This window comes from Pseudomonas congelans, assembly GCF_900103225.1.
GTDB lineage: Bacteria > Pseudomonadota > Gammaproteobacteria > Pseudomonadales > Pseudomonadaceae > Aquipseudomonas > Aquipseudomonas congelans.
The window spans coordinates 198,295-219,154 of the sequence record NZ_FNJH01000003.1; the positions used below are offsets into that span (position 1 = coordinate 198,295).

Annotated in this window: 22 protein-coding genes; 12 read left to right on the forward strand and 10 right to left on the reverse strand. The window is 60.0% G+C overall.

The genetic code is table 11. From position 1 onward, the window contains the following. The first annotated feature begins 191 nt into the window (after positions 1-191). Complete coding sequence (locus tag BLR20_RS12140) at positions 192-725, forward strand: REP-associated tyrosine transposase (protein WP_010432345.1); 534 nt, start codon at positions 192-194, stop codon at positions 723-725. Positions 726-941: 216 nt separating this feature from the next. Here BLR20_RS12140 and BLR20_RS12145 read toward each other — a convergent pair whose 3' ends face one another. Then, on the reverse strand, positions 942-1,730 hold the full coding sequence (locus BLR20_RS12145) for a dienelactone hydrolase family protein (protein WP_032612255.1): 789 nt from the start codon (positions 1,728-1,730) through the stop codon (positions 942-944). A gap of 173 nt (positions 1,731-1,903) precedes the next feature. Between BLR20_RS12145 and BLR20_RS12150 the strand changes: the two genes are divergently transcribed. From BLR20_RS12150 to BLR20_RS12165, 4 genes are all read left to right on the forward strand, one after another. After that, entirely contained in the window at positions 1,904-2,254 is a 351-nt protein-coding gene (locus BLR20_RS12150; RefSeq protein ID WP_003407754.1) for a hypothetical protein, read from the forward strand. A gap of 27 nt (positions 2,255-2,281) precedes the next feature. After that, positions 2,282-2,959 carry a response regulator gene (locus tag BLR20_RS12155; protein ID WP_003407750.1) on the forward strand — a complete coding sequence of 226 codons (678 nt, stop codon included), beginning with the start codon at positions 2,282-2,284 and terminating at the stop codon, positions 2,957-2,959. Next, positions 2,956-4,302 carry an ATP-binding protein gene (locus tag BLR20_RS12160; protein ID WP_054993513.1) on the forward strand — a complete coding sequence of 449 codons (1,347 nt, stop codon included), beginning with the start codon at positions 2,956-2,958 and terminating at the stop codon, positions 4,300-4,302. Before BLR20_RS12155 ends, BLR20_RS12160 begins: the two co-directional genes overlap by 4 nt. Before the next feature lie 393 nt (positions 4,303-4,695). Further along, complete coding sequence (locus BLR20_RS12165) at positions 4,696-6,048, forward strand: dicarboxylate/amino acid:cation symporter (RefSeq protein ID WP_010437384.1); 1,353 nt, start codon at positions 4,696-4,698, stop codon at positions 6,046-6,048. Between the two features lie 66 nt (positions 6,049-6,114). Here the strand turns inward: BLR20_RS12165 and BLR20_RS12170 are convergent, their stop codons facing one another. After that, a complete protein-coding gene (locus BLR20_RS12170) occupies positions 6,115-6,609 on the reverse strand; it encodes a SprT family zinc-dependent metalloprotease (protein ID WP_032612253.1) in 495 nt (164 codons plus the stop codon). A gap of 194 nt (positions 6,610-6,803) precedes the next feature. On the opposite strand from BLR20_RS12170, the gene ttcA reads away from it, so the two are divergent. Further along, positions 6,804-7,628, forward strand: coding sequence for a tRNA 2-thiocytidine(32) synthetase TtcA (gene ttcA / locus BLR20_RS12175; protein ID WP_010437380.1), 825 nt, complete (start codon positions 6,804-6,806; stop codon positions 7,626-7,628). A gap of 6 nt (positions 7,629-7,634) precedes the next feature. Here ttcA and BLR20_RS12180 read toward each other — a convergent pair whose 3' ends face one another. The 3 genes from BLR20_RS12180 to arsC all read right to left on the reverse strand — a co-directional run bounded on the left by BLR20_RS12180 (position 7,635) and on the right by arsC (position 9,361). Continuing rightward, positions 7,635-8,306 (reverse strand): DNA-3-methyladenine glycosylase I, encoded by a 672-nt coding sequence (locus tag BLR20_RS12180; RefSeq protein ID WP_054993514.1) that lies wholly within the window; start codon positions 8,304-8,306, stop codon positions 7,635-7,637. A 99-nt stretch (positions 8,307-8,405) separates the two neighbouring features. Continuing rightward, positions 8,406-9,011: an NAD(P)H:quinone oxidoreductase gene (gene wrbA / locus BLR20_RS12185; RefSeq protein WP_010437377.1), complete on the reverse strand. Its 606-nt coding sequence runs from the start codon at positions 9,009-9,011 to the stop codon at positions 8,406-8,408. Further along, positions 9,008-9,361: an arsenate reductase (glutaredoxin) gene (arsC, locus tag BLR20_RS12190; RefSeq protein WP_003314592.1), complete on the reverse strand. Its 354-nt coding sequence runs from the start codon at positions 9,359-9,361 to the stop codon at positions 9,008-9,010. Before arsC ends, wrbA begins: the two co-directional genes overlap by 4 nt. A gap of 128 nt (positions 9,362-9,489) precedes the next feature. On the opposite strand from arsC, the gene BLR20_RS12195 reads away from it, so the two are divergent. Continuing rightward, a complete protein-coding gene (locus BLR20_RS12195; RefSeq protein ID WP_010437375.1) occupies positions 9,490-9,957 on the forward strand; it encodes a TlpA disulfide reductase family protein in 468 nt (155 codons plus the stop codon). A gap of 294 nt (positions 9,958-10,251) precedes the next feature. Here BLR20_RS12195 and BLR20_RS12200 read toward each other — a convergent pair whose 3' ends face one another. The 3 genes from BLR20_RS12200 to BLR20_RS12210 all read right to left on the reverse strand — a co-directional run bounded on the left by BLR20_RS12200 (position 10,252) and on the right by BLR20_RS12210 (position 13,927). Then, on the reverse strand, positions 10,252-10,659 hold the full coding sequence (locus tag BLR20_RS12200; protein WP_003314594.1) for an META domain-containing protein: 408 nt from the start codon (positions 10,657-10,659) through the stop codon (positions 10,252-10,254). Beyond that, positions 10,656-11,093, reverse strand: a complete 438-nt coding sequence (locus BLR20_RS12205; protein WP_010427897.1) for a hypothetical protein — start codon at positions 11,091-11,093, stop codon at positions 10,656-10,658. The genes BLR20_RS12200 and BLR20_RS12205 overlap by 4 nt, the downstream gene beginning before the upstream one ends. Positions 11,094-11,173: 80 nt before the next feature. Beyond that, the gene (locus tag BLR20_RS12210) at positions 11,174-13,927 is read right to left on the reverse strand and encodes a response regulator (protein ID WP_010427896.1); all 2,754 of its coding nucleotides are present in this window, start codon (positions 13,925-13,927) and stop codon (positions 11,174-11,176) included. Positions 13,928-14,178: 251 nt separating this feature from the next. Here BLR20_RS12210 and cysM point away from each other — a divergent pair, with 251 nt between their 5' ends. From cysM to BLR20_RS12235, 5 genes are all read left to right on the forward strand, one after another. Further along, a complete protein-coding gene (gene cysM, locus BLR20_RS12215; RefSeq protein WP_010427894.1) occupies positions 14,179-15,081 on the forward strand; it encodes a cysteine synthase CysM in 903 nt (300 codons plus the stop codon). Continuing rightward, positions 15,081-16,436, forward strand: a complete 1,356-nt coding sequence (gene rlmD / locus BLR20_RS12220; protein ID WP_054993515.1) for a 23S rRNA (uracil(1939)-C(5))-methyltransferase RlmD — start codon at positions 15,081-15,083, stop codon at positions 16,434-16,436. The genes cysM and rlmD overlap by 1 nt, the downstream gene beginning before the upstream one ends. A 156-nt stretch (positions 16,437-16,592) precedes the next feature. After that, on the forward strand, positions 16,593-18,836 hold the full coding sequence (gene relA / locus BLR20_RS12225) for a GTP diphosphokinase (RefSeq protein ID WP_032612245.1): 2,244 nt from the start codon (positions 16,593-16,595) through the stop codon (positions 18,834-18,836). Between the two features lie 27 nt (positions 18,837-18,863). After that, positions 18,864-19,697, forward strand: coding sequence for a nucleoside triphosphate pyrophosphohydrolase (gene mazG, locus BLR20_RS12230; RefSeq protein ID WP_010427888.1), 834 nt, complete (start codon positions 18,864-18,866; stop codon positions 19,695-19,697). A 30-nt stretch (positions 19,698-19,727) separates the two neighbouring features. Continuing rightward, on the forward strand, positions 19,728-20,267 hold the full coding sequence (locus BLR20_RS12235; protein WP_003314606.1) for a DUF2058 domain-containing protein: 540 nt from the start codon (positions 19,728-19,730) through the stop codon (positions 20,265-20,267). Between the two features lie 78 nt (positions 20,268-20,345). Here the strand turns inward: BLR20_RS12235 and BLR20_RS12240 are convergent, their stop codons facing one another. Beyond that, the gene (locus tag BLR20_RS12240) at positions 20,346-20,525 is read right to left on the reverse strand and encodes a hypothetical protein (protein ID WP_002554613.1); all 180 of its coding nucleotides are present in this window, start codon (positions 20,523-20,525) and stop codon (positions 20,346-20,348) included. 87 nt (positions 20,526-20,612) lie between these two features. Then, on the reverse strand, positions 20,613-20,860 hold a 248-nt coding region (locus tag BLR20_RS27095), incomplete at its 5' end, for a DUF1534 domain-containing protein (protein WP_143009996.1).

The following is a 20,860-nucleotide window of genomic DNA, read 5'->3' on the forward strand; positions in this document are numbered from 1 at the left end:
ACTGCATTCCCACGCTGGAGCGTGCGGAACGATGATCGCAACTATCGTGCGGCGCTCCGCGTCGCATGCTGTTCCGGACGCTCCGCGTCCTCTCAACGATGCAGAGCAAAAAAACTGGTCACACTTTCATTATTTCCACGTACTCGGTCGGACGGTACCTTTCGCGCCTCTGATGATTCAAGGATGAACACATGGGCCGGAGTCGATACACCATCACCGAACCTGAAAAGCCTCACTTCCTGACCTGCACAGTGGTGGAGTGGTTACCGCTTTTTACCCGGCCTGTTCTGGTAGACATTCTGTTGAACGCCTGGCGCTATCAACAGGCTCATGAGGGACTGCAGCTCTTCGGGTATGTCGTTCTGGAAAACCACTTGCACTTCGTGGCCCAGGCGCCCGCCTTGGACAAATGTGTGAGCAGTTTCAAGTCGTTTACGGCTCGACGGATAATCGACGCTCTTGAGAGCGCCAATGCCGAGAGCACGTTGGAGCGCCTGCGGTTCGTCAAGCGCATGCACAAGACCGACAGGGTTTATCAGATCTGGCAGGAAGGGGCTCATGCCGAGCTTGTGTGGAATGAAAAGGTTATGCGGCAGAAGCTCGATTACATTCACCATAACCCGGTAAAAAGAGGTTATGTGGATGTCGGTGAGCATTGGAGGTACTCCAGCGCTCGTGATTACGAAGGGCAGCGCGGTTTGATCGATATTCAGCGCTGGTATTGACGCATTGTTGCGACGCAGAGCGTGCGGAACGAGATATCAACTATCGTGCGACGCTCTGCGTCGTCATGCCTTTCCGGACGCTCCGCGTCCTCTTTGCGACGCAGAGCGTCGAGCACTGCATTCCCACGCTGGAGCGTGAGGAACGATGATCTCGACTATCGTGCCGATGCTCTGCGTCCTCCCAGGTTCGGGTGGACGCGGAGTGTCAGCTGTCGCTCAACCAAATATCTTCTTGAAAAACACTTTCATGTCCGCCCAGGAGCTCTCATCGGCGGCTTTGCTGTAGCCGATGTCCGGGCCGCCGTGTTCGCCGTGGCTCAGGCGGTCGGCGTCAGGGTTGCTGAAGCCGTGTTTGGCGCCGTCGATGCTGACGAATTTGTAGTCGGCCTTGGCGTCGTCCATTTCCTTCTTGAACGCAGTGACGTTTTCAGGGGTGACCATGCTGTCCTTGGCGCCGTGTTCGACCAGCATTGGCACCTTGATGCCCGGTTTCGCCGGTGTATTGGTGACCAGTGCGCCGTGGAAGCTCACCACGCCCAGCAGCGGTTCACCGCGGCGTGCCGCATCGAGTACGATCTTGCCGCCGAAGCAGTAACCGATCGCTGCGATCTTTTTCGGATCGGTCTGTGGCTGCTTCTTCAGTTGCTCCAGCCCGGCGTCAAAGCGCTTGTCGGCGGCATCGCTGTCCTTCAGAGCGGCCTGCATGAAGGCCATCGCGTCTTTCGGGTGCTCGGTGTTCTTGCCTTCGCCGTACATGTCGATGGCCATCGCGCTGTAACCCAGCGCAGCCAGGTCGCGGGCGCGGCGCTTGGCGTAGTCGTTCAGGCCCCACCATTCGTGAACCACCAGGACGCCGGGGCGCGGGCCTTTTATAGCGTCGTCGTAAGCGTAGTAGCCCACCAGCTTGGTGCCGTCGGCACTTTTATAATCGATCTGCTCGGTCTTGATCGCCGCCTGGGCGAGGCCGGTCAGGCCCATCATGATCATTGCAATCCACACACGCATGGTCAGCTCCTTGTTGATGTTTTGAAGTGGCAAACAACGATAGCCGATTCTGCTGCCCAGGGTGTGGATGACTGTTCAGCGCCGGTTCATGCAGTGTTCAGTCGGGGTTCAGCCCGGCGCGATTACTGTTGCCCCATACCTTGACAGCGTCCCCGAGCGCAAAAGGAGTCGATATGTTGAATCTCAACAAGTTTTTCCTGGCCCTGGCTTTTCTGGGCGGCAGTGCTGCGGTGCAGGCGGGTGATGGTCGACTTGATGTGGCCCGTATCGAGTTCAGCAAGACCAGCGAAAGGCTTGACGATACCAATAGCTGGGGACACGCACTCGGGGAGCAGGCGCATTCCAACGTCTCGGTGGGGACGCTTTATTCGCCACCGGTTTACGGCAGCCTGACGGGCACTCACAATGGTGCGCCTGTCAGCCGCGAAATCCTGCTGGGCAGCTATGATGTGACACAACATGTGCCCGTCAGCGCCCGCCTGTTGAGTACTGATGCGACGATGTCGTTTCATTCTTTGTCTTGAGGCTGCGATTGTGCCTGGGAGAGCTGCATGAAGTTGTTGGTAGTTGAGGATGAAGCGCTGCTGCGCCACCACCTGCGAACCCGTCTGACCGAAGCCGGGCATGTGGTGGAAGCAGTGGCCAACGCCGAAGAGGCGTTGTATCAGGTCGCGCAATTCAATCACGACCTGGCGGTGATCGACCTGGGCTTGCCGGGCATCGGCGGCCTGGACCTGATCCGCCAGTTGCGCACGTTGGGCAAGGCGTTTCCGATCCTGATTCTGACCGCGCGCGGCAACTGGCAGGACAAGGTCGAAGGCCTGGCTGCCGGGGCTGACGACTATGTGGTCAAACCCTTCCAGTTCGAGGAGCTGGAAGCACGCCTGAACGCTTTGTTACGGCGTTCCAGCGGCTTCATTCAGTCAACCATCACAGCGGGCCCGCTGTTGCTGGACCTCAATCGCAAGCACGCCGCACTGGCCGAGCAGCCATTGGCGCTGACGGCTTACGAGTACCGCATTCTCGAGTACCTGATGCTCCATCATCAGCAAGTGGTGCCCAAGGAGCGCCTGATGGAGCAACTGTACCCCGATGACGATGAGCGCGACCCGAACGTGATCGAAGTGCTGGTGGGGCGTCTGCGTCGCAAACTGGACAGCAGCGTGGCATTCAAACCTATCGAAACCGTGCGCGGCATGGGCTATCTGTTCAATGAGCGCTGTACGTGATTCGTTCGCTTCGCCTGCGCCTGATGCTGGGGGCCGCCACGCTGGCGGTGATCTTCATGCTGCTGATGCTGCCTGCTCTGCAGGGGGCATTCAGCCTGGCGCTACGCGGGGCAATAGAGCAACGTCTGGCCTCTGATGTCACCACCATGATTTCGGCCGCTCGCGTCGAAGACGGCCACCTGTTAATGCCGTCTGTACTGCCGGGCGAGCAATTCAATCTGCCCGGCAGCCGTCTGCTGGGCTACATCTATAACCGCCAGGGGCAGATGGTCTGGCGTTCGTTGTCGACCGAAGGCGAGAACATCGACTACCGCCCGCAATACGACGGGCAGGGCAGCGAGTTCACCAAGATCAAGGAAATCAATGGCGATGAGTATTTCGTCTATGACGTCGAGATCCGGCTGCTCGGCGGGCGCAACGCTGCATTCAGTATCGTTGCCGTGCAACCGTTGCGCGGCTATCAGGAAACCATCGACGGTCTGCGCCGCAAGCTTTATCTGGGCTTTGGCGCAGCACTGGCGGTGCTGCTCGGGTTGCTGTGGATGGGCCTGACCTGGGGGCTGCGGGCCCTGCGCGGCTTGAGCCAGGAACTGGATCAGGTGGAAGCCGGCGTGCGCGACAGCCTCAGCGAAGAACACCCCAGCGAACTGCTGCGCCTGACCGACTCGCTCAACCGCCTGCTACGCAGCGAGCGTGAGCAGCGTATTCGTTACCGCGACTCTCTGGATGACCTGGCGCATAGCCTGAAAACCCCGCTGGCGGTCTTGCAGGGCGTAAGCGAGAACATCGCCAAGCGCCCCGAGGATGTCGAGCAGGCGTGGGTGCTGCAATCGCAGATCGAACGCATGAGCCAGCAGATCGGCTATCAACTGCAACGGGCCAGTCTGCGCAAAAGCGGTCTGGTACGCCACCACGTGATGTTGCGCCCCGTGGTTGAAAGCCTGTGCAACACGCTGGACAAGGTGTATCGCGACAAACAGGTCAAGGCCACGCTGGATCTGCCCGAAGACTGTCAAGTGCACATGGAGGAGGGCGCGCTGCTGGAAATGCTCGGCAACCTGCTGGAAAACGCCTATCGGCTGTGCCTGAGCGAAGTGCGCGTCAGCTTCACGCGTTCGGCGACCGGCGATGAACTGTGCGTCGAAGACGACGGCCCCGGCGTCCCGCAGAGCCAGCGCGCACGCATTCTCGAACGCGGCGAACGGCTGGACCGCCAGAACCCCGGGCAAGGCATCGGCCTGGCGGTGGTCAAGGACATCATCGAAAGCTACGGCGCGCAACTGACGCTGGGCGATTCCCCAATGGGCGGCGCGGCGTTCAGGATTCATTTTCTGGCGCAGTAACGACAGTGTTCTCCCGGACACCTGTCGTTCCTCACGCTCCAGCGTGGGAATGCCGTTCTTGACGCTCTGCGTCACACCTCTGCGCGTCATCGAACACTCCTGTCGCCACCGAAAGAAGGCGGATACCCGCCACTGTGTGCCTGTTTTTCCCACCATACGGCGGAAAACCGCCACCTCTCCTGTCAGATCCCGGCTACCGTTACCAGTGTGCGCCTTATACAGCGGGGTTTTGATATCAAAATGACTCCATGGCACGCGTATTGCTATCTACATGGCAGAGACCTGCCTTGCGCAGCTCGACAAAACAAATCCCTCCAGTGCAGGAGGGTTAGCGCTTTATAGGCTCGCGCGCATCAGGTGAAGATGCCGACGACGCCCTTGAGGAAAACTGCAATGACGACTCGTCAGCCCATCTACAAATCCCTCTATTTTCAGGTAATCGTAGCGATTGTCATCGGTATCCTGATCGGTCACTTCTACCCGGACACCGGCAAGGCGTTAAAACCGCTGGGTGACGGGTTCATCAAACTGATCAAGATGGTCATTGCCCCGATCATCTTCTGTACCGTGGTCAGCGGCATCGCCGGCATGCAGAGCATGAAGTCGGTCGGCAAGACCGGCGGGTATGCGCTGCTGTATTTCGAGATCGTTTCGACCATCGCCCTGCTGATCGGTCTGATCGTGGTCAACGTGGTTCAGCCGGGTGTCGGCATGAACATCGACGTCAGCACGCTCGACGCTTCGAAGATCGCCGCCTACGTCACTGCCGGTCAGGATCAGAGCATCGTCGGCTTTATCCTCAACGTCATTCCGAACACCATCGTCGGTGCGTTTGCCAACGGCGACATCCTGCAAGTGCTGATGTTCTCGGTGATCTTCGGTTTCGCCCTGCATCGTCTGGGTGCCTACGGCAAGCCGGTTCTGGACTTCATCGATCGCTTTGCGCATGTGATGTTCAACATCATCAACATGATCATGAAACTGGCGCCGCTGGGTGCGTTCGGTGCCATGGCCTTCACCATCGGCGCTTACGGCGTCAGCTCGCTGGTGCAGTTGGGTCAGTTGATGATCTGCTTCTACATCACCTGCGTTCTGTTCGTTGTGTTCGTACTGGGCGCCATCGCCCGCGCTCACGGCTTCAGCATCTTCAAACTGATTCGCTATATCCGTGAAGAGCTATTGATCGTACTGGGTACGTCTTCTTCGGAATCCGCTCTGCCGCGCATGCTGATCAAGATGGAGCGCCTGGGTGCCAAGAAGTCTGTTGTAGGTCTGGTTATCCCGACGGGCTATTCGTTCAACCTGGACGGTACGTCGATCTACCTGACCATGGCCGCTGTGTTCATCGCTCAGGCGACCAACACGCACATGGACATCACGCACCAGATCACCCTGTTGCTGGTGTTGCTGCTGTCGTCCAAAGGTGCTGCTGGCGTAACCGGTAGCGGCTTCATCGTACTGGCTGCGACCCTGTCGGCTGTAGGCCACCTGCCGGTTGCCGGTCTGGCGCTGATTCTGGGTATCGACCGCTTCATGTCCGAAGCCCGCGCCCTGACCAACCTGGTCGGTAACGCTGTTGCTACCGTCGTGGTTGCCAAGTGGGTCGGCGAGCTGGACACCGACAAGCTGCAGTCCGAGCTGACTTCCGGTGGCTCTGCCATTCTGGAAACCCGCCCTGAAGACGACCTCGGCGTTGCCGAAGGCCCGACTCCAGCCGCTGCGGTGAACACCACCAAGACCGTCTGATAACCCTCAGGCCATAAAAAACCCATCTTCGGATGGGTTTTTTTATACCTGCCGTTTACTGGAGGATTATTCCGTACGCGTCTCGCCGCTGAACACCAGGGGCTCGCGGCACCGGCGGCACAGGTAGCGCCGTCCCTTGCGAACCATGCTGTGACGCTGCGCGGTAAACGGGAAGTCGCTGTCGGGGCACGGGCAGCGGTAGATGTAACGGATCACGCTGCGCCGCTTGACCGCATAGGTGTGGCAGCGGTTGGGCGGCAGTTCATAGACGCCGCGCATGATCAATTGCCATTCTTCACCATGCGGCTGGATGCTGCCACCGAACAACTGATGGGCGATCAGGTGCGCGACTTCGTGAGGCACGGTCTGGCGCAGGAAGTCTTCGGCGTTTTCCTTGTAGAGCTGGGGGTTGAAGCGCAACAGGTTTTCATGCAGGTGAGCGACACCGGCCTTCTGACCGCGCAACTGGAAACTGACCACCGGGCGTTTGAAGGTGCGCTTGAAGAAAGCTTCGGCTTGTTGGTAGCAGGTTTCGACGCGTGAATTGAGTTGTTCGGGCATGCTTTAGGATTCTCCAGTGCGCCAAGTATGCCGCAATGTGGCTACGCTCTGAACAGGCCACCTGCCCGGTGGTCATTTTTGGTCCAGCGTGGTCGCCTGTCTGAACAGTACGGGCGCAGCATATTTAACGAATGGTCGGTTACGGGTAAAATGTCCGGCTTTTCTCAAGCTACCGTCAGCGGATATTTCCATAAATGGGCACCCTTTCAGTCAATCAGAACAAACTGCAGAAACGTCTGCGTCGGCTGGCCGGCGAAGCGGTTGCCGACTTCAACATGATCGAAGAGGGTGACAAGGTCATGGTCTGCCTGTCCGGCGGCAAGGACAGTTACACTATGCTCGATGTGCTGATGCACTTGCAGAAGGTCGCGCCGATCAAGTTCGACATCGTGGCGGTCAACATGGACCAGAAGCAGCCCGGCTTCCCTGAGCACGTGCTGCCTGCCTACCTGAAAGAACTGGGTATCGAGTACCACATCGTCGAGAAAGACACCTATTCAGTGGTCAAGGAACTGGTCCCCGAAGGCAAGACCACCTGCTCGCTGTGTTCACGGCTGCGTCGCGGCACGCTGTACACCTTCGCTGACGAGATCGGCGCCACCAAGATGGCGCTCGGGCACCACCGTGACGACATCGTCGAGACATTCTTTCTCAACATGTTCTTCAATGGCTCGCTCAAGGCCATGCCGCCCAAGCTGCGCGCCGATGACGGCCGTAATGTGGTGATTCGTCCGTTGGCGTACTGCCATGAAAAGGACATTCAGGCCTATTCGGACTTCAAACAGTTTCCGATCATCCCGTGCAACCTGTGCGGCTCGCAGGAGAACCTGCAGCGTCAGGTGGTCAAGGAAATGCTGCAGGACTGGGAGCGCAAGACGCCGGGCCGGACGGAGAGCATCTTCCGCGCCCTGCAGAACGTACAGCCCTCGCAGCTGGCTGACCGCAACCTGTTCGATTTCAGCAACCTGCGCATCGACGAAACCGCTGCGTCGCGGTTCGTCAATGTGGTCAATATCTGACGGTGCTCAGTGGTTGACGGTGAACGCCAGCATGGCTGACAGCTGGCACATCGGCCGACCGCTTTCTGCGTGCCACTGATTGAAGACGTCCTGCACGATCGCCTGATCGCGCTTGCTGCTCGGTACTCGGTCGACGATATCCTGCGCGTTCAGGGCGGCAACCACATCCCAGGTCGGAATGAAGGTGTCCTTGCCGATCATGCGCAGAAAGCGCGGCGCTGACAGGCCGCCCATCTGGTTGCCGTGTTTGGCGATGTACTGCCATAGGCCGGTGATGTTATCGACCGGCCATTCGGCGATGAACTTGCCGAAACTGCCATGCTCCTGCTCGATGTCCAGAATCAGTTGCGCATTGCGCGGCACGCTCTTGAGCTTGCCCAGATGACGAATGATGCGCGCGTCCTGCATCAGCCGCTCCAGGTGATCGGCGCCCATCAGCACGACTTTCTCCGGATCGAAGCGAAAGAACACTTCTTCGAACACTGGCCACTTGGCGTCCACCAGGCTGTGTTTCAGGCCTGCGCGGAAAACCCGCAGGGCCATGGTCGACAGGTAGCGGTCGGCGCTGATGGCTTGCAGTTGTCTGGGTGTCTTGGGGGAGGGCAGATGAGCTTCCAGAGCTTTGGCGGAGCCGAATCGATTCAGGCAATACTCGTTCAGCCATTTGTAGTCGTGCATCGGTTCTCCAAAGAAATTCAACAGGCAGGACAAGGGGTCAGACCGACCCTTGCCCTGCAAGTTTACGATTTAACTGAAAGCATCCGGCGCTCTGCCGATTCAGCTGCGCGGCGCGTCCAGTTGTAACGCAGTCTTGGCCAGACGCTGGCCCAGGGCGCGGCACAGGTCGGTTTCATGACGGTCCAGCGCGCGCTTGCCATCGGCACCGGCGTGATGGCTGGCACCGTAAGGCGTGCCACCCCCGGTGGTTTCCAGCAGCGCCGACTCGCTGTAGGGCAGGCCCATGATCAGCATGCCGTGGTGCAGCAGTGGCAGCAGCATCGACATCAGCGTGGTTTCCTGACCGCCGTGCAGGCTGGCGGTGGAGGTAAAGACGCCAGCGGGTTTGCCGACCAGTGCGCCGGTCAGCCACAGGTTGCTGGTGCCGTCGAGGAAGTATTTCAGCGGAGCGGCCATGTTGCCGAAGCGTGTCGGGCTGCCCAGCGCCAGGCCGGAGCAGTTTTTCAGGTCGTCGAGGGTCGCGTACAGCGCGCCGCTTTCCGGAATCTCGGGGGAGGTCGCTTCGCAGTCGGCGGAAACGGCGGGTACGGTGCGCAGCCGCGCTTCCATGCCGCCCAGTTCGATGCCGCGGGCAACCTGCCGGGCCATTTCGCTGGTGGAGCCGTTGCGGCTGTAATAGAGGACCAGAATGTAGGGTGTGCTCACGGCAGCAGCTCCAGAATGTTCTCGGGTGGGCGGCCAATGACAGCCTTGTCGCCGGCGACCAGAATCGGCCGCTCGATGAGTTTGGGGTGAGCGGCCATGGCGGCGATCAGTTGCTCGTCGCTCAGGCTCGGGTCGGCCAGATTGAGTTGCTTGTAATCGTCCTCGCCGGTACGCAGCAGTTGCCGGGCACCGATGCCCAGCTTGCCGAGCAGGTCGCGAACACGGTCGGCGTCGGGCGGTGTTTCCAGGTACAGGACGATGTCCGGCGTCAGGCCGCGGGCCTGAAGCAGTTCCAGCGCGCCGCGGGACTTGCTGCAGCGCGGGTTGTGATACAGCGTCAGATCGGTCATTTGCACGTCGCATCTTGTGTGGGGTGGCGTATTCTAACCAGCGATGGCACTGTCCGACATATCGAATGGTCAATAGTCGTGGCTTGGGTATAAGTAATTCAGGTTGAACGGGGCGAGGAAACAAGCGAATGGCAAGGCGATTAACAGCAGCGGCAATACTTTTCGGCAGTTTGCTGCTCAGCGGCTGTGGCGTGGACCTGGGCAATGATCAGAATGGCCAGAAGGTCGCCAGCGAGCGCATCAAAGGGCACTGGCTGGTGGTCAACTACTGGGCCGAATGGTGCGGTCCTTGCCGTACCGAGGTTCCGGAGTTCAATGCGTTGTCCGAGCAGCTCAAGGACAAGAATGTCACTGTGTTGGGGGTCAACTTCGACAACCTGCAGGGCGACGAGCTGAAAAGCGCTGCCAATGCATTGGGTATCAAATTCACCGTGCTGGCTCAGGACCCTGCCGAGCAATACAGCCTGCCGCCCTCCGAGGCGCTGCCGGTGACCTACATCATTGATGACAAGGGCAAGATGCGCGAACAACTGCTCGGCGAGCAATCAGCTGCGACAGTGATCCAGAAGCTCAAGACACTGCGTGGCGAGGGCTGATTGCGATGCTCCGCACCCGATCTTGACTATGCGGTGTAACGCAGACTTGTGACGCAGAGCGTCACGAACTGCATTCCCACGCGGAGGGGGGGACGATAGTCAGCTACCTGATATCGAAGAAACGCTATGTGACGCAGGGTGCCACGATAGTCAATCCCTGTGGGAGCGAGCTTGCTCGCGAAGGCAGTGGTTCAAAGGCCCCTATTCTGAGGAGCTACCAGCCTCTTCGCGAGCAAGCTCGCTCCCACAAGAGTTACGTGCAGCCGTGAGCGCGGAGCATGGGCACGACAAGCCTCAACTATCTTCCAGCCAGAAACGCAGCGGCTTGCCCTGGGTCGGCCACAGGCGCAACTGCTCGATGGGCGAGATGTCCCAGCGCTGCACGCTGCTCATCGCCTTGATAAAACGCTGTTCCTGCTCCATCAGCGCCGGCGCGCACATCTTGCGAGTCTTGCCTACCGGGCCGAAACTGATGCTGTGGTCGTTCAGTGTGTAAGGCGCGAACCAGTGGTTGCAGCCCGCATTGCCATACGCACGGCCATCGGCACCCAGCGTCATGGTCAAGCGACTGTTATCGATCAGCGGACGTTCGCCGATCCACTCGGTTACATAGCTGTGATCCTGCTGGATCGGCAGCGGGTCAGCAGTACAACCAACCAGCAGCGCGCCGCCGATCAGGCTCAGGAGCGCAAACTGTTTCATGCCGCTTTCTCCTGACACTTCTTGCAGAAGTGCTTCTCGCCATCGGTTTTCCAGCCCAGCTCTGCGATGCGCGCGGTAGCGGCCGGTTTCTGCGCCTTGACGCCCAGCTTGCTCTCCACCATGAACTCGAAGTTCAGCTCGGCGGCGCAGCTGTCGCAATTCACTTTCCACTGGTGAATCGCCAACTCGTCGAATACCGGGCCTTTGGCCACTGCAATCCATTGCCCGGGCGGGTTGATCAGGTGCCGGACTTTCTCGACGGTGAGGCGCATGTGCAGGCTTTTGCTGCCTTTGATGGTCACCAGCAACTGGTCGCTGTCGTGAATCGAGCCGCCGTTGCCGGTGACCTGATAGCGACCGGGTGCCAGAGTGCGGCATTCGGTCAGTGTGTGCTGGGGGTTGAGCATGCTGTAGCGAAAATCGTGTTCGACCATGGGTCCTCCAAAATTGCGCGCATCCTAACATGCTCCGCCGACCCTTGAGCGTCAGGCACGAAAGGTGTCCCGCCGCACGCTCAAGCCATGACCCGCGCCTCGGCTTCCAGGCGGATGATCGCCTTGTCCAGATCATTGAGGGCGTCTTCGGTGTGCGGGGCATTTTGCTTGAGCAGGGTTTCGGCGCGTTGGCAGGCACTGCGCAGCTGGGGAACGCCGCAATAACGCGTTGCGCCGTGCAGGCGGTGGATGCGTTCGATCAAGGCGTTTACATCTTGGCTGGCACGCGCCACCCGAATGGCTTCGCGGTCGGCATCCAGTGAGGCCAGCAGCATGGCCAGCATGTCGGCGGCGAGATCCGCCTTGCCCGCAGCCAGGCGCAACCCTTCCTCATGATCCAGTACCAGCGGGCCGACATGCACCTCAAGCGCTTCATTCTGGCGTTCCGGCGCAGGGTTGCGCAGCGCCAGTCCGGTCCACTTGAGCACCACCTGCGCCAGTTGCCGTTCGCTGATCGGCTTGGTCAGGTAGTCGTCCATGCCGCTTTGCAGCAGTGAGCGTTTTTCATTGGCCATCGCATGCGCGGTGAGGGCCACGATCGGCAGCGAGCTCTGGTTGCGTTCGGCCTCCCAGGCGCGGATCGCCTCGGTGGCCTGACGACCGTCCATGCCGGGCATCTGCACATCCATCAACACCAGGTCGAATGCTTCTTGCTGTACAGCGTTGACCGCTGCATAGCCACCCTCGACAGCGACCACTTCAGCGCCCATGTCTTCAAGCAGGGTCTGCACCAGCAGCAGGTTGGCCGGGTTGTCGTCCACGCACAGCACTCGCGGCGCGCGGCTCGACAATGGCGGGCCGATGTCGGCACGCACCGCTCGCGGCGCGATCAGCTCGGACAGGGCTTTTTGCAGCTTGCGGGTGCAGGCGGGCTTGGCCTGCAATTGCGTGTAGACATCGTGGACCGCCAACTGGAACAGCGCATGCTCGGTAGTCGGGCACAGCACCATGACCTTGCAGTTGAGGTTTTCCAGGTCCCAGATGTGCTGGCGCAGCCGTTCCGGAGAGATTTCCAGCGCCGTAACGCCAAGTACCGCCAGATCGATGGCCGCTGGCGTCTCGTGCGCTGCCGTCACGCCGTTGAGCAGGTTTTCCAGGTTATTGAACACGATGGTCTGCAGGCCGCAGTCTTCCAGTTGATGCTCCAGCGCCTGACGCGCCAGGTCATGATGTTCAAGCACTGCGGCGCGCAGGCCTCCGAGCGGAATGTTGAGCGACTCTTCCTTGTCTTCGCGGGCCTTGGGCAGTTTCAGGCTGATCCAGAATTCCGAACCTTCGCCCGGTGTGCTGTCAACACCGATTTCGCCGCCCATCTGTTCGATCAGGCGTTTGGAGATCACCAGACCCAGCCCGGTACCGCCCGGTTGGCGCGAGAGCGAGTTGTCGGCCTGGCTGAAGGCCTGGAACAGTGCCCGCACATCCTGGCTGGACAGGCCGATCCCGGTGTCCTGCACGCTGATGCGCAGTTGCGCGTGCTCTTCGGTTTCATCCTCGAGCATGGCACGCGCGACGATCGTGCCTTCGCGGGTGAATTTGATCGCGTTGCTGACCAGATTGGTCAGGATCTGCCGCAGACGCAGCGGGTCGCCGGACAGCGCCAATGGCGTATCGCGGTACACCAGACTGACCAGCTCGAGCTGTTTGGCGTGCGCGGCCGGGGCGAGGATGGTCAAGGTGTCCTGCAACAGGTCGCGCAGGTTGAACGGGATATTGTCGAGCACCAGCTTGCCGGCCTCGATCTTGGAGAAGTCGAGAATCTCGTTGATGATGCTCAACAGGTTGTCGGCGGACTTTTCGATGGTGCCCAGGTAGTCGAACTGGCGCGGGGTCAGCTCGCTTTTTTGCAGCAGATGGGTGAAGCCCAGAATTCCATTGAGCGGCGTGCGGATTTCATGGCTCATGTTGGCCAGGAATTCGGACTTGATCCGGCTTGCTTCAAGTGCTTCCTTGCGCGCCAGGTCCAGTTCGATGTTCTGGATCTCGATGGTCTCCAGATTCTGCCGGACATCTTCGGTCGCCTGATCGATGCTCAGTTGCAGTTCTTCCTGCGCGTTCTGCAGGGTTGCCGCCATGCGATTGATGCCTGACGCCAGTTCATCCAGTTCCCGGCTGCCCAGCGGTGGCAGGCGGGTTTCCAGATTGCCGTCCTTGAGTTGCGACACGGCCTGCTTGATCTGGCTCATCGGCCGGTTGATGGTTCGGCTCATGCGTACCGCGAGGGTCGCGGTAAACGCCAGCCCGGTCAGGATCAGCAGCAGGCTGGCAAACAGGCTTCGGTAACCGCGCAGCAGCGTGCCGTTATGGGATATTTCAAGCTCGACCCAGCCCAGCAGGGTGTCAGCTTCGGCAGGAATGATCGGGCTGGTCAGGTGGCGTTGACTGCCGAATACCGGCAGCAGGTAGCGCGTGGCGTCGGTGCCGGTCGAGCTGAGCAACTGCGAGGCGCTGCCAATCGGCGACGGGCTGATCATGGTCGGCCCGGCGTGGGCCAGTGCCGTGCGATCGGTGTCGAGAAACGACACGGCGCGCACGTCATTCTGCTCCAGGGTCTGGGCGGCGATGCGACTGAGCAGCACTTTATCCTTGCGCCCCAGTGCATTGGCGGCCAGCGGCGCCAGATCCTGAGCGATCATTTCGCCGCGTTGCAGCAGCTGGCTTTGCAGCTCGCTCAACTGCATCCAGGTGAAATAGCCACCGAGCATCGCCGCCATCAGGCTGGCAGGCAAAATAGTCAGTAGCAGCACACGGCCTTTTATACCCAGCTTGGTCAGCACGCTCTTACTCCGGCAACACGTATCAGTCCGTCGATATCAGGCATCGGCTGCCTTGCTGTATCGGCACAAGGGGACAAGTTTAGCCATTTACCGCCGACATGGGCACATAACTCTCTGTGCAGGGAGGGGGCGGCAGCGGAAAAATAAGCGTTTATTCTTTTTGGGAATAAGCAGCGCACTTTGCGTGATATGGGCTTTGGGCGTTTGCCGTTATGATAGGCACCCCCCGCAGTCTGGATTGCGAAGACGCCATGACCCTGCAGTATCAAACCATTGCCGATTGCGTCGGCAACACCCCGCTGGTGCGTCTGCAACGCATGGCGGGTAACACCAGCAATACCCTCCTGTTGAAACTCGAAGGTAACAACCCCGCTGGCTCGGTAAAAGACCGCCCGGCCTTGTCGATGATCACCCGCGCCGAGTTGCGCGGCCAGATCCGTCCGGGTGACACGCTGATCGAAGCCACCTCCGGCAATACCGGGATCGCGCTGGCCATGGCCGCAGCAATCAAGGGCTACCGGATGATTCTGATCATGCCGGACAACTCCAGTGCCGAACGCAAGGCCGCGATGACAGCCTATGGCGCCGAGCTGATTTCGGTCAGCAAGGACGAAGGCATGGAAGGTGCCCGTGATCTGGCCGAGCGCATGCAGGCCGAAGGCCGCGGCAAGGTGCTCGATCAGTTTGCCAATGGCGACAATCCCGAGGCGCATTACACGTCCACCGGTCCGGAAATCTGGCGGCAGACGGGCGGCACCGTGACTCATTTCGTCAGCTCGATGGGCACCACCGGCACCATCATGGGTACCTCGCGCTATCTCAAGGAGCAGAATCCCGACGTGCAGATCGTTGGTCTGCAACCGATGGAGGGCGCTTCGATCCCCGGTATTCGCCGCTGGCCGTATGAATACCTGCCGAAAATCTATCAGTCGGACCGGGTCGACCGCATCATCGACATGGGCCAGACCGAAGCCGAAGACACCATGCGCCGCCTGGCCCGTGAAGAAGGCATCTTCTGTGGCGTGTCATCCGGTGGCTCGGTCGCCGGGGCGTTGCGTATTTCCCAGGAAGTCGAAAACGCCGTGATTGTGGCGATCATCTGTGACCGAGGCGACCGTTACCTGTCGACCGGCGTCTATGATTCGCCCAACTGATGGCCAAGCACGAAAGAGGTTTGCGCTTTCAGCCTGCGGGCGGCGTTAAAACCGTACAGATTCCTGCCGGCAAAAAGCAGCGGCTGACCATTGAGCGGCTGTCCGACGACGGCCGCGGTATCGCCTTTTTCGAGGGCAAAACCTGGTTTGTCGCCGGCAGTCTGGCGGGCGAAGAGGTCGAGGCGCGTGTGCTCAATGCACGCGGCAAGGTGGTCGAGGCGCGCACCGAGCGGGTCTTCACCGCCAGTGCCATGCGTCGCGCTCCGGCCTGTGAGTATTTCGGTCGCTGTGGCGGCTGCAGTGTTCAGCATGTGCCCCACGAAGAACAGCTTGCCCTGAAACAGCGCATGCTCGCCGAGCAGTTAATGCGTGTGGCGAATGTTGTGCCGGATGAATGGGCAGCACCTTTGAGCGGTGCCGAGCTGGCTTATCGCCGACGCGCGCGGGTCGCGGTTCGCTGGGATGCCAAGGCCAAACGGCTGGATGTGGGGTTCCGTGCAGCCGCCAGCCAGGACATCGTCAGCATCGAACACTGTCCGGTGCTGGTACAGGCCTTGCAACCCATCATGAATGAGCTGCCTGGCATGCTGAAAAGTTTCAGCAAGCCGCAGGCGCTGGGTCATGTCGAGCTGTTCAGTGGGGTTGCTACTGCCGTGTTGTTGCGCCACACCGCGCCGCTTGCCGAGATCGATCTGGCGCTGTTGCAGGCGTTTTGCTCCAGGCATGGCGCGCAGCTTTGGCTGCACGGAGAAGGCGAGCCCCAACCGGCCAGCCCCGGCGATACGCTGGGCTACCGGCTGGAGCCTTGGAACCTGCAACTGGCCTGGCGACCGGGAGATTTCATTCAGGTCAACGCGGCGGTCAATACCGCGATGATCGAGCAGGCCCTGCAATGGCTGGCGCCTGCAAAAGACGAGCGTGTCATGGACCTGTTTTGCGGTCTGGGTAATTTCGCCTTGCCGCTGGCAGGTATGGCCAGGGAGGTGGTGGCGGTCGAAGGCGTTGCGACCATGGTCGAGCGTGCAGCTGTCAACGCAATGAGTAATGATCTGCACAATGTGCAGTTTTTTCAGGCGGATCTTTCCCAGCCGCTGACACATGCCGACTGGGCGGCAGAAGGGTTTTCTGCGGTACTCTTGGACCCGCCGCGTGACGGAGCCTTTGAAGTGGTCCGCCAGATCAGCAAGACGGGGGCCCGGCGACTGCTCTATGTTTCATGTAATCCGGCAACTTTGGCTCGTGACGCGGTCGAACTGATCCGTCAGGGCTACCGATTAAAACGTGCCGGAATCCTCGATATGTTTCCGCAGACGGCGCATGTCGAGGCGATGGCTTTATTTGAAATGAGTAAGTGAGCAGCGTTCACTGGAACGAGGTCGTTGCTGACAGGGAATCTCATTTAATCCGACTGGCCCGCGAATGCCGGTCCTTGCTTGCCCGGCAAGTGGCATTCGCTCAGAAGGCTGGCGACTGATGGCGCTATTCATCGCGCCGTAGGGAAGGTAAGCAGCATGGTACAGGTGAGAGCGAACCAGCCGATAAACACAGACGGCAGTATCAATCTCGACGCGTGGCTCGATCATATTGTCAGCGTCGACCTGGTCCTGGACCGGGAAGTCATGAAAAAGGCCTGTGAATTTGCCCGGGAAGCCGAGCAGACCGACAAGGCCCACAAGAATCATTGGGCAGAGGGCACCTCCAGTTTTCAGACCGGTCTGGAAATCGCGGAGATCCTGGCTGACCTCAAGCTGGATCAGGACTCGCTGATCGCTGCGGTCATTTACCGTGGCGTGCGTGAAGGTCTCATTGCGCTGCCGGAAGTCGAGCAGCGCTTTGGCGCAACGGTCGCCAAACTCATCGACGGCGTGCTGCGCATGGCCGCGATCAGCGCCAGTCTCAGCCCTCGTCAGTCACTGGTACTCGGCAGCCAGGCGCAGGTCGAAAACCTGCGCAAGATGCTGGTGGCGATGGTCGACGACGTGCGTGTTGCGCTGATCAAGCTGGCCGAACGTACCTGCGCGATTCGTGCGGTGAAGAACGCCGACGACGAAAAACGCAACCGTGTCGCCCGTGAAGTCTTCGACATCTATGCACCGCTGGCCCACCGTCTGGGCATCGGTCACATCAAGTGGGAGCTGGAAGACCTGTCCTTCCGCTACTTGGAGCCCGATCAATACAAGCAGATCGCCAAGCTGTTGCACGAGCGCAGGCTGGACCGCGAACGCTTCATCAGCGACGTCATGTCCCAGCTCGACAACGAGCTGCAGGCCACCGGCGTGACCGCCGACATCAGCGGGCGTGCCAAGCATATCTACTCCATCTGGCGCAAAATGCAGCGCAAGGGCCTGGCGTTCAGCCAGATCTATGACGTGCGTGCGCTGCGTGTGCTGGTCCCGGAAATGCGCGACTGCTACACCGCGCTGGGTATCGTGCACACCTTGTGGCGGCATATTCCCAAAGAGTTCGACGATTACATCGCCAACCCCAAGGAAAACGGCTATCGCTCGCTGCACACTGCCGTGATCGGGCCGGAAGGCAAGGTGCTGGAAGTGCAGATCCGCACCCACGCCATGCATGAAGAGGCCGAGCTGGGCGTATGTGCGCACTGGCGCTATAAAGGCACGGACGTCAAATCCGGCTCCAATCATTACGAAGAGAAGATTTCCTGGCTGCGTCAGGTGCTCGAATGGCATGAAGAGCTGGGCGACATCGGCGGCCTTGCAGACCAGCTGCGGGTCGATATCGAGCCTGACCGCGTCTACGTCTTCACTCCGGACGGCCACGCCATCGACTTGCCCAAGGGCGCGACACCGCTGGACTTCGCCTATCGGGTGCACACCGAAATCGGCCACAACTGCCGGGGTGCGAAGATCAATGGCCGCATCGTCCCGCTCAACTACAGCCTGCAGACCGGCGAGCAGGTCGAGATCATCACCAGCAAGCACGGTACGCCGAGCCGTGACTGGCTGAACTCAAACCTGGGGTACATCACCACCTCGCGCGCGCGAGCCAAGATCGTTCACTGGTTCAAGTTGCAGGCCCGTGACCAGAACGTCGCCGCCGGCAGAACCCTGATCGAACGCGAACTGGCGCGCCTGGCATTGCCGCAGGTCGACTTCGACAAGCTGGCGGACAAGGCCAATCACAAGACGGCCGACGACATGTTTGCGGCCCTGGGTGCAGGCGATCTGCGTCTGGCTCAGTTGGTCAATCTGGCTCAGCAGCAGGTCGAGCCTGATCGCGTCAATGAACAGCTGGAGCTGATCCCGCGCAAGGCCACCGGCTACAAGCCCGGCAAGCGTGGCGATATTCAGATTCAGGGCGTCGGCAACCTGATGACGCAGATGGCCGGCTGCTGCCAGCCACTGCCGGGCGATGCCATCGTCGGTTACATCACTCAGGGTCGTGGCGTCAGTATTCACCGTCAGGATTGCGCTTCAGTGCTGCAACTGGGCGGTCGCGAGCCCGAGCGGATCATTCAGGTCAGTTGGGGGCCGGTGCCGGTACTCACTTATCCGGTGGACATCATCATTCGCGCCTACGACCGTTCCGGCTTGCTGCGAGACGTCACCCAGGTGCTGCTCAACGAGCGGATCAACGTGCTGGCGGTCAATACCCGGTCGAACAAGGAAGACAACACAGCGCTCATGTCCCTGACCATCGAAATTCCGGGTCTGGACGCGCTGGGGCGGTTGCTGGGGCGTATTTCCCAGTTGCCGAACATCATTGAAACGCGCAGGAACAGGACGCCATAAGCGTCGCCTGCGCTCACAGGGAGCCCCATGTATACAGTTCAAGACCTGCTGACCCTCATGGCCCGGCTGCGTGATCCGCAGTTCGGCTGCCCGTGGGACCTGAAGCAGACCTACGCCAGCATTGTGCCGCACACGCTGGAAGAGGCCTATGAAGTGGCTGATGCCATCGAACAGGGTGATCTCGACCATCTGAAGGGGGAGCTGGGTGACCTGCTGTTTCAGGTGGTCTTCTATGCCCAGCTGGCCCGGGAAGAAGGCCGGTTTGAATTCGACGATGTCATCGACGGTATTACCCGCAAGTTGCTGCGTCGCCATCCGCACGTGTTTCCGACTGGCGAGCTGTATGCGCCAGCAGAAACGCCGCGCCTGACCGACGAGCAGGTCAACCGTCGTTGGGACGAAATCAAGGCCGAGGAGCGTGCCGAGAAGGCCGGTGCACCCGAGCAGTTGTCGCTGCTCGACGATGTGCCCCGGGCCTTGCCCGCATTGAGTCGTGCAGCCAAACTGCAGAAGCGTGCGGCGCAGGTGGGGTTCGACTGGCCTGCGGCATTGCCGGTGGTCGACAAGGTACGTGAAGAACTCGATGAAATTCTCGAGGCCATGGTCGACAATGACGCCGAGGGCATTGCCGAGGAAGTCGGCGACCTGCTGTTCAGCGTCGTCAACCTGGCCCGACACCTCAAGGTCGACCCGGAAACTGCGCTACGCTCGGCCAATAGCAAGTTCGACAGACGCTTCCGATTCATTGAACAGGCTTTGCGCCACCTGCAGCGTCCTATCGAAGAGTGCTCGCTCGAAGAAATGGATGCGTTGTGGGGCGAAGCCAAACGTCAGGAAAAGAGCACGCCCGGCTGCGGCTGAGTGTGCGGTAACGGTATAAGTGAGTAGACAATGAGCCTTTCCCTTCGCGATCAGTTGCTCAAGGCAGGTCTGGTCAACCAAAAGCAGGCCAAGCAGGTCGGCAAAGAAAAGCAGAAAGAGCAGCGTCTGGTGCACAAGGGTCAGGCGCAGGCCGACGACTCGCAAAAGCGTGCGGCCCAGGAGGCCATGGCCGAGAAGGCCAAACGTGATCAGGAGCTGAACCGTCAGCAGCAGGAGAAGGTCGAGCAGAAGGCCCGCACCGCTCAGGTCAAGCAACTGATCGAAGTGTCGCGCCTGCCCAAGCTGATCACCGAGGATTACTACAACTTCGTTGACGACAAGAAGGTCAAGCGCATTCCGGTCAACGCCATGGTGCGCAACAAGCTCAGTAGCGGTTCACTGGCCATCGTTCATCACGGTGGCGGTTACGAGATCATCCCGCGCGAGGCCGCGCTGAAGATCCAGGAGCGCGATCCGCGCCGTATCGTGTTGCTCAATACCCCGACCGAAGCGCCGGATGCAGATGACCCGTATGCGGCGTATCAGGTGCCTGACGATCTGATGTGGTAAGCCCGCGGCGCCGTCAATGAGTTGTCAAAACAAAACCCGCAATCAGCGGGTTTTGTCTTTTCCTGTTCTCAGTATGGGTCAGTGGTTGCCCTGGCTTTCCAGCGCTTCCAGCTCTTCCTTATAGCGAAGGGCATCGGACTCAACGTGGAACATGCCTACCAGTTGGTCCTGTTGGTGCACGTCCCAGATCTGGATGCCGTCGGCAACGGCTTCGTGAGAGAGGTGGGCGTCGTCGCGTTCAGTAACTCTGACAGTCATAGTAGTAAGCTCCTGACTTTGATGGCCTTGATGGTTAGGCCTCTGGATACTGCGGCGATGTGTCGCAGGACTCTTTTATAGGATTTGTTAGCTGCCTAAGTAAATAGCCTGTTCAGGTTCCCCGGTGACCGGAAAGTGATCGATCCTCTGCAGCCCTTGCATGGCGAGGCTTGCAGCGGAGTAGTAGCAAAATGAAGGATGTTTCATGTGCTTCGGGTGCGTTGTCTGACCGTCCGAACGCGCGTGAAAACGCCGTTCCAGACGCTCCGCGTTCTCTTGACGACGCGGAGCGTCGAGAACTGCATTCCCACGCTGGAGCGTGAGGAACGAGAATC

Excerpts from the sequence above, each read along its gene's own strand:
- BLR20_RS12140 (WP_010432345.1), top strand. The coding sequence starts at position 192 with ATGGGCCGGAGTCGATACACCATCACCGAACCTGAAAAGCCTCACTTC.
- BLR20_RS12145 (WP_032612255.1), bottom strand. The coding sequence starts at position 1,730 with ATGCGTGTGTGGATTGCAATGATCATGATGGGCCTGACCGGCCTCGCC.
- BLR20_RS12150 (WP_003407754.1), top strand. The coding sequence starts at position 1,904 with ATGTTGAATCTCAACAAGTTTTTCCTGGCCCTGGCTTTTCTGGGCGGC.
- BLR20_RS12155 (WP_003407750.1), top strand. The coding sequence starts at position 2,282 with ATGAAGTTGTTGGTAGTTGAGGATGAAGCGCTGCTGCGCCACCACCTG.
- BLR20_RS12165 (WP_010437384.1), top strand. The coding sequence starts at position 4,696 with ATGACGACTCGTCAGCCCATCTACAAATCCCTCTATTTTCAGGTAATC.
- BLR20_RS12170 (WP_032612253.1), bottom strand. The coding sequence starts at position 6,609 with ATGCCCGAACAACTCAATTCACGCGTCGAAACCTGCTACCAACAAGCC.
- ttcA (WP_010437380.1), top strand. The coding sequence starts at position 6,804 with ATGGGCACCCTTTCAGTCAATCAGAACAAACTGCAGAAACGTCTGCGT.
- BLR20_RS12180 (WP_054993514.1), bottom strand. The coding sequence starts at position 8,306 with ATGCACGACTACAAATGGCTGAACGAGTATTGCCTGAATCGATTCGGC.
- arsC (WP_003314592.1), bottom strand. The coding sequence starts at position 9,361 with ATGACCGATCTGACGCTGTATCACAACCCGCGCTGCAGCAAGTCCCGC.
- BLR20_RS12195 (WP_010437375.1), top strand. The coding sequence starts at position 9,490 with ATGGCAAGGCGATTAACAGCAGCGGCAATACTTTTCGGCAGTTTGCTG.
- BLR20_RS12200 (WP_003314594.1), bottom strand. The coding sequence starts at position 10,659 with ATGAAACAGTTTGCGCTCCTGAGCCTGATCGGCGGCGCGCTGCTGGTT.
- BLR20_RS12205 (WP_010427897.1), bottom strand. The coding sequence starts at position 11,093 with ATGGTCGAACACGATTTTCGCTACAGCATGCTCAACCCCCAGCACACA.
- cysM (WP_010427894.1), top strand. The coding sequence starts at position 14,179 with ATGACCCTGCAGTATCAAACCATTGCCGATTGCGTCGGCAACACCCCG.
- rlmD (WP_054993515.1), top strand. The coding sequence starts at position 15,081 with ATGGCCAAGCACGAAAGAGGTTTGCGCTTTCAGCCTGCGGGCGGCGTT.
- relA (WP_032612245.1), top strand. The coding sequence starts at position 16,593 with ATGGTACAGGTGAGAGCGAACCAGCCGATAAACACAGACGGCAGTATC.
- mazG (WP_010427888.1), top strand. The coding sequence starts at position 18,864 with ATGTATACAGTTCAAGACCTGCTGACCCTCATGGCCCGGCTGCGTGAT.
- BLR20_RS12235 (WP_003314606.1), top strand. The coding sequence starts at position 19,728 with ATGAGCCTTTCCCTTCGCGATCAGTTGCTCAAGGCAGGTCTGGTCAAC.
- BLR20_RS12240 (WP_002554613.1), bottom strand. The coding sequence starts at position 20,525 with ATGACTGTCAGAGTTACTGAACGCGACGACGCCCACCTCTCTCACGAA.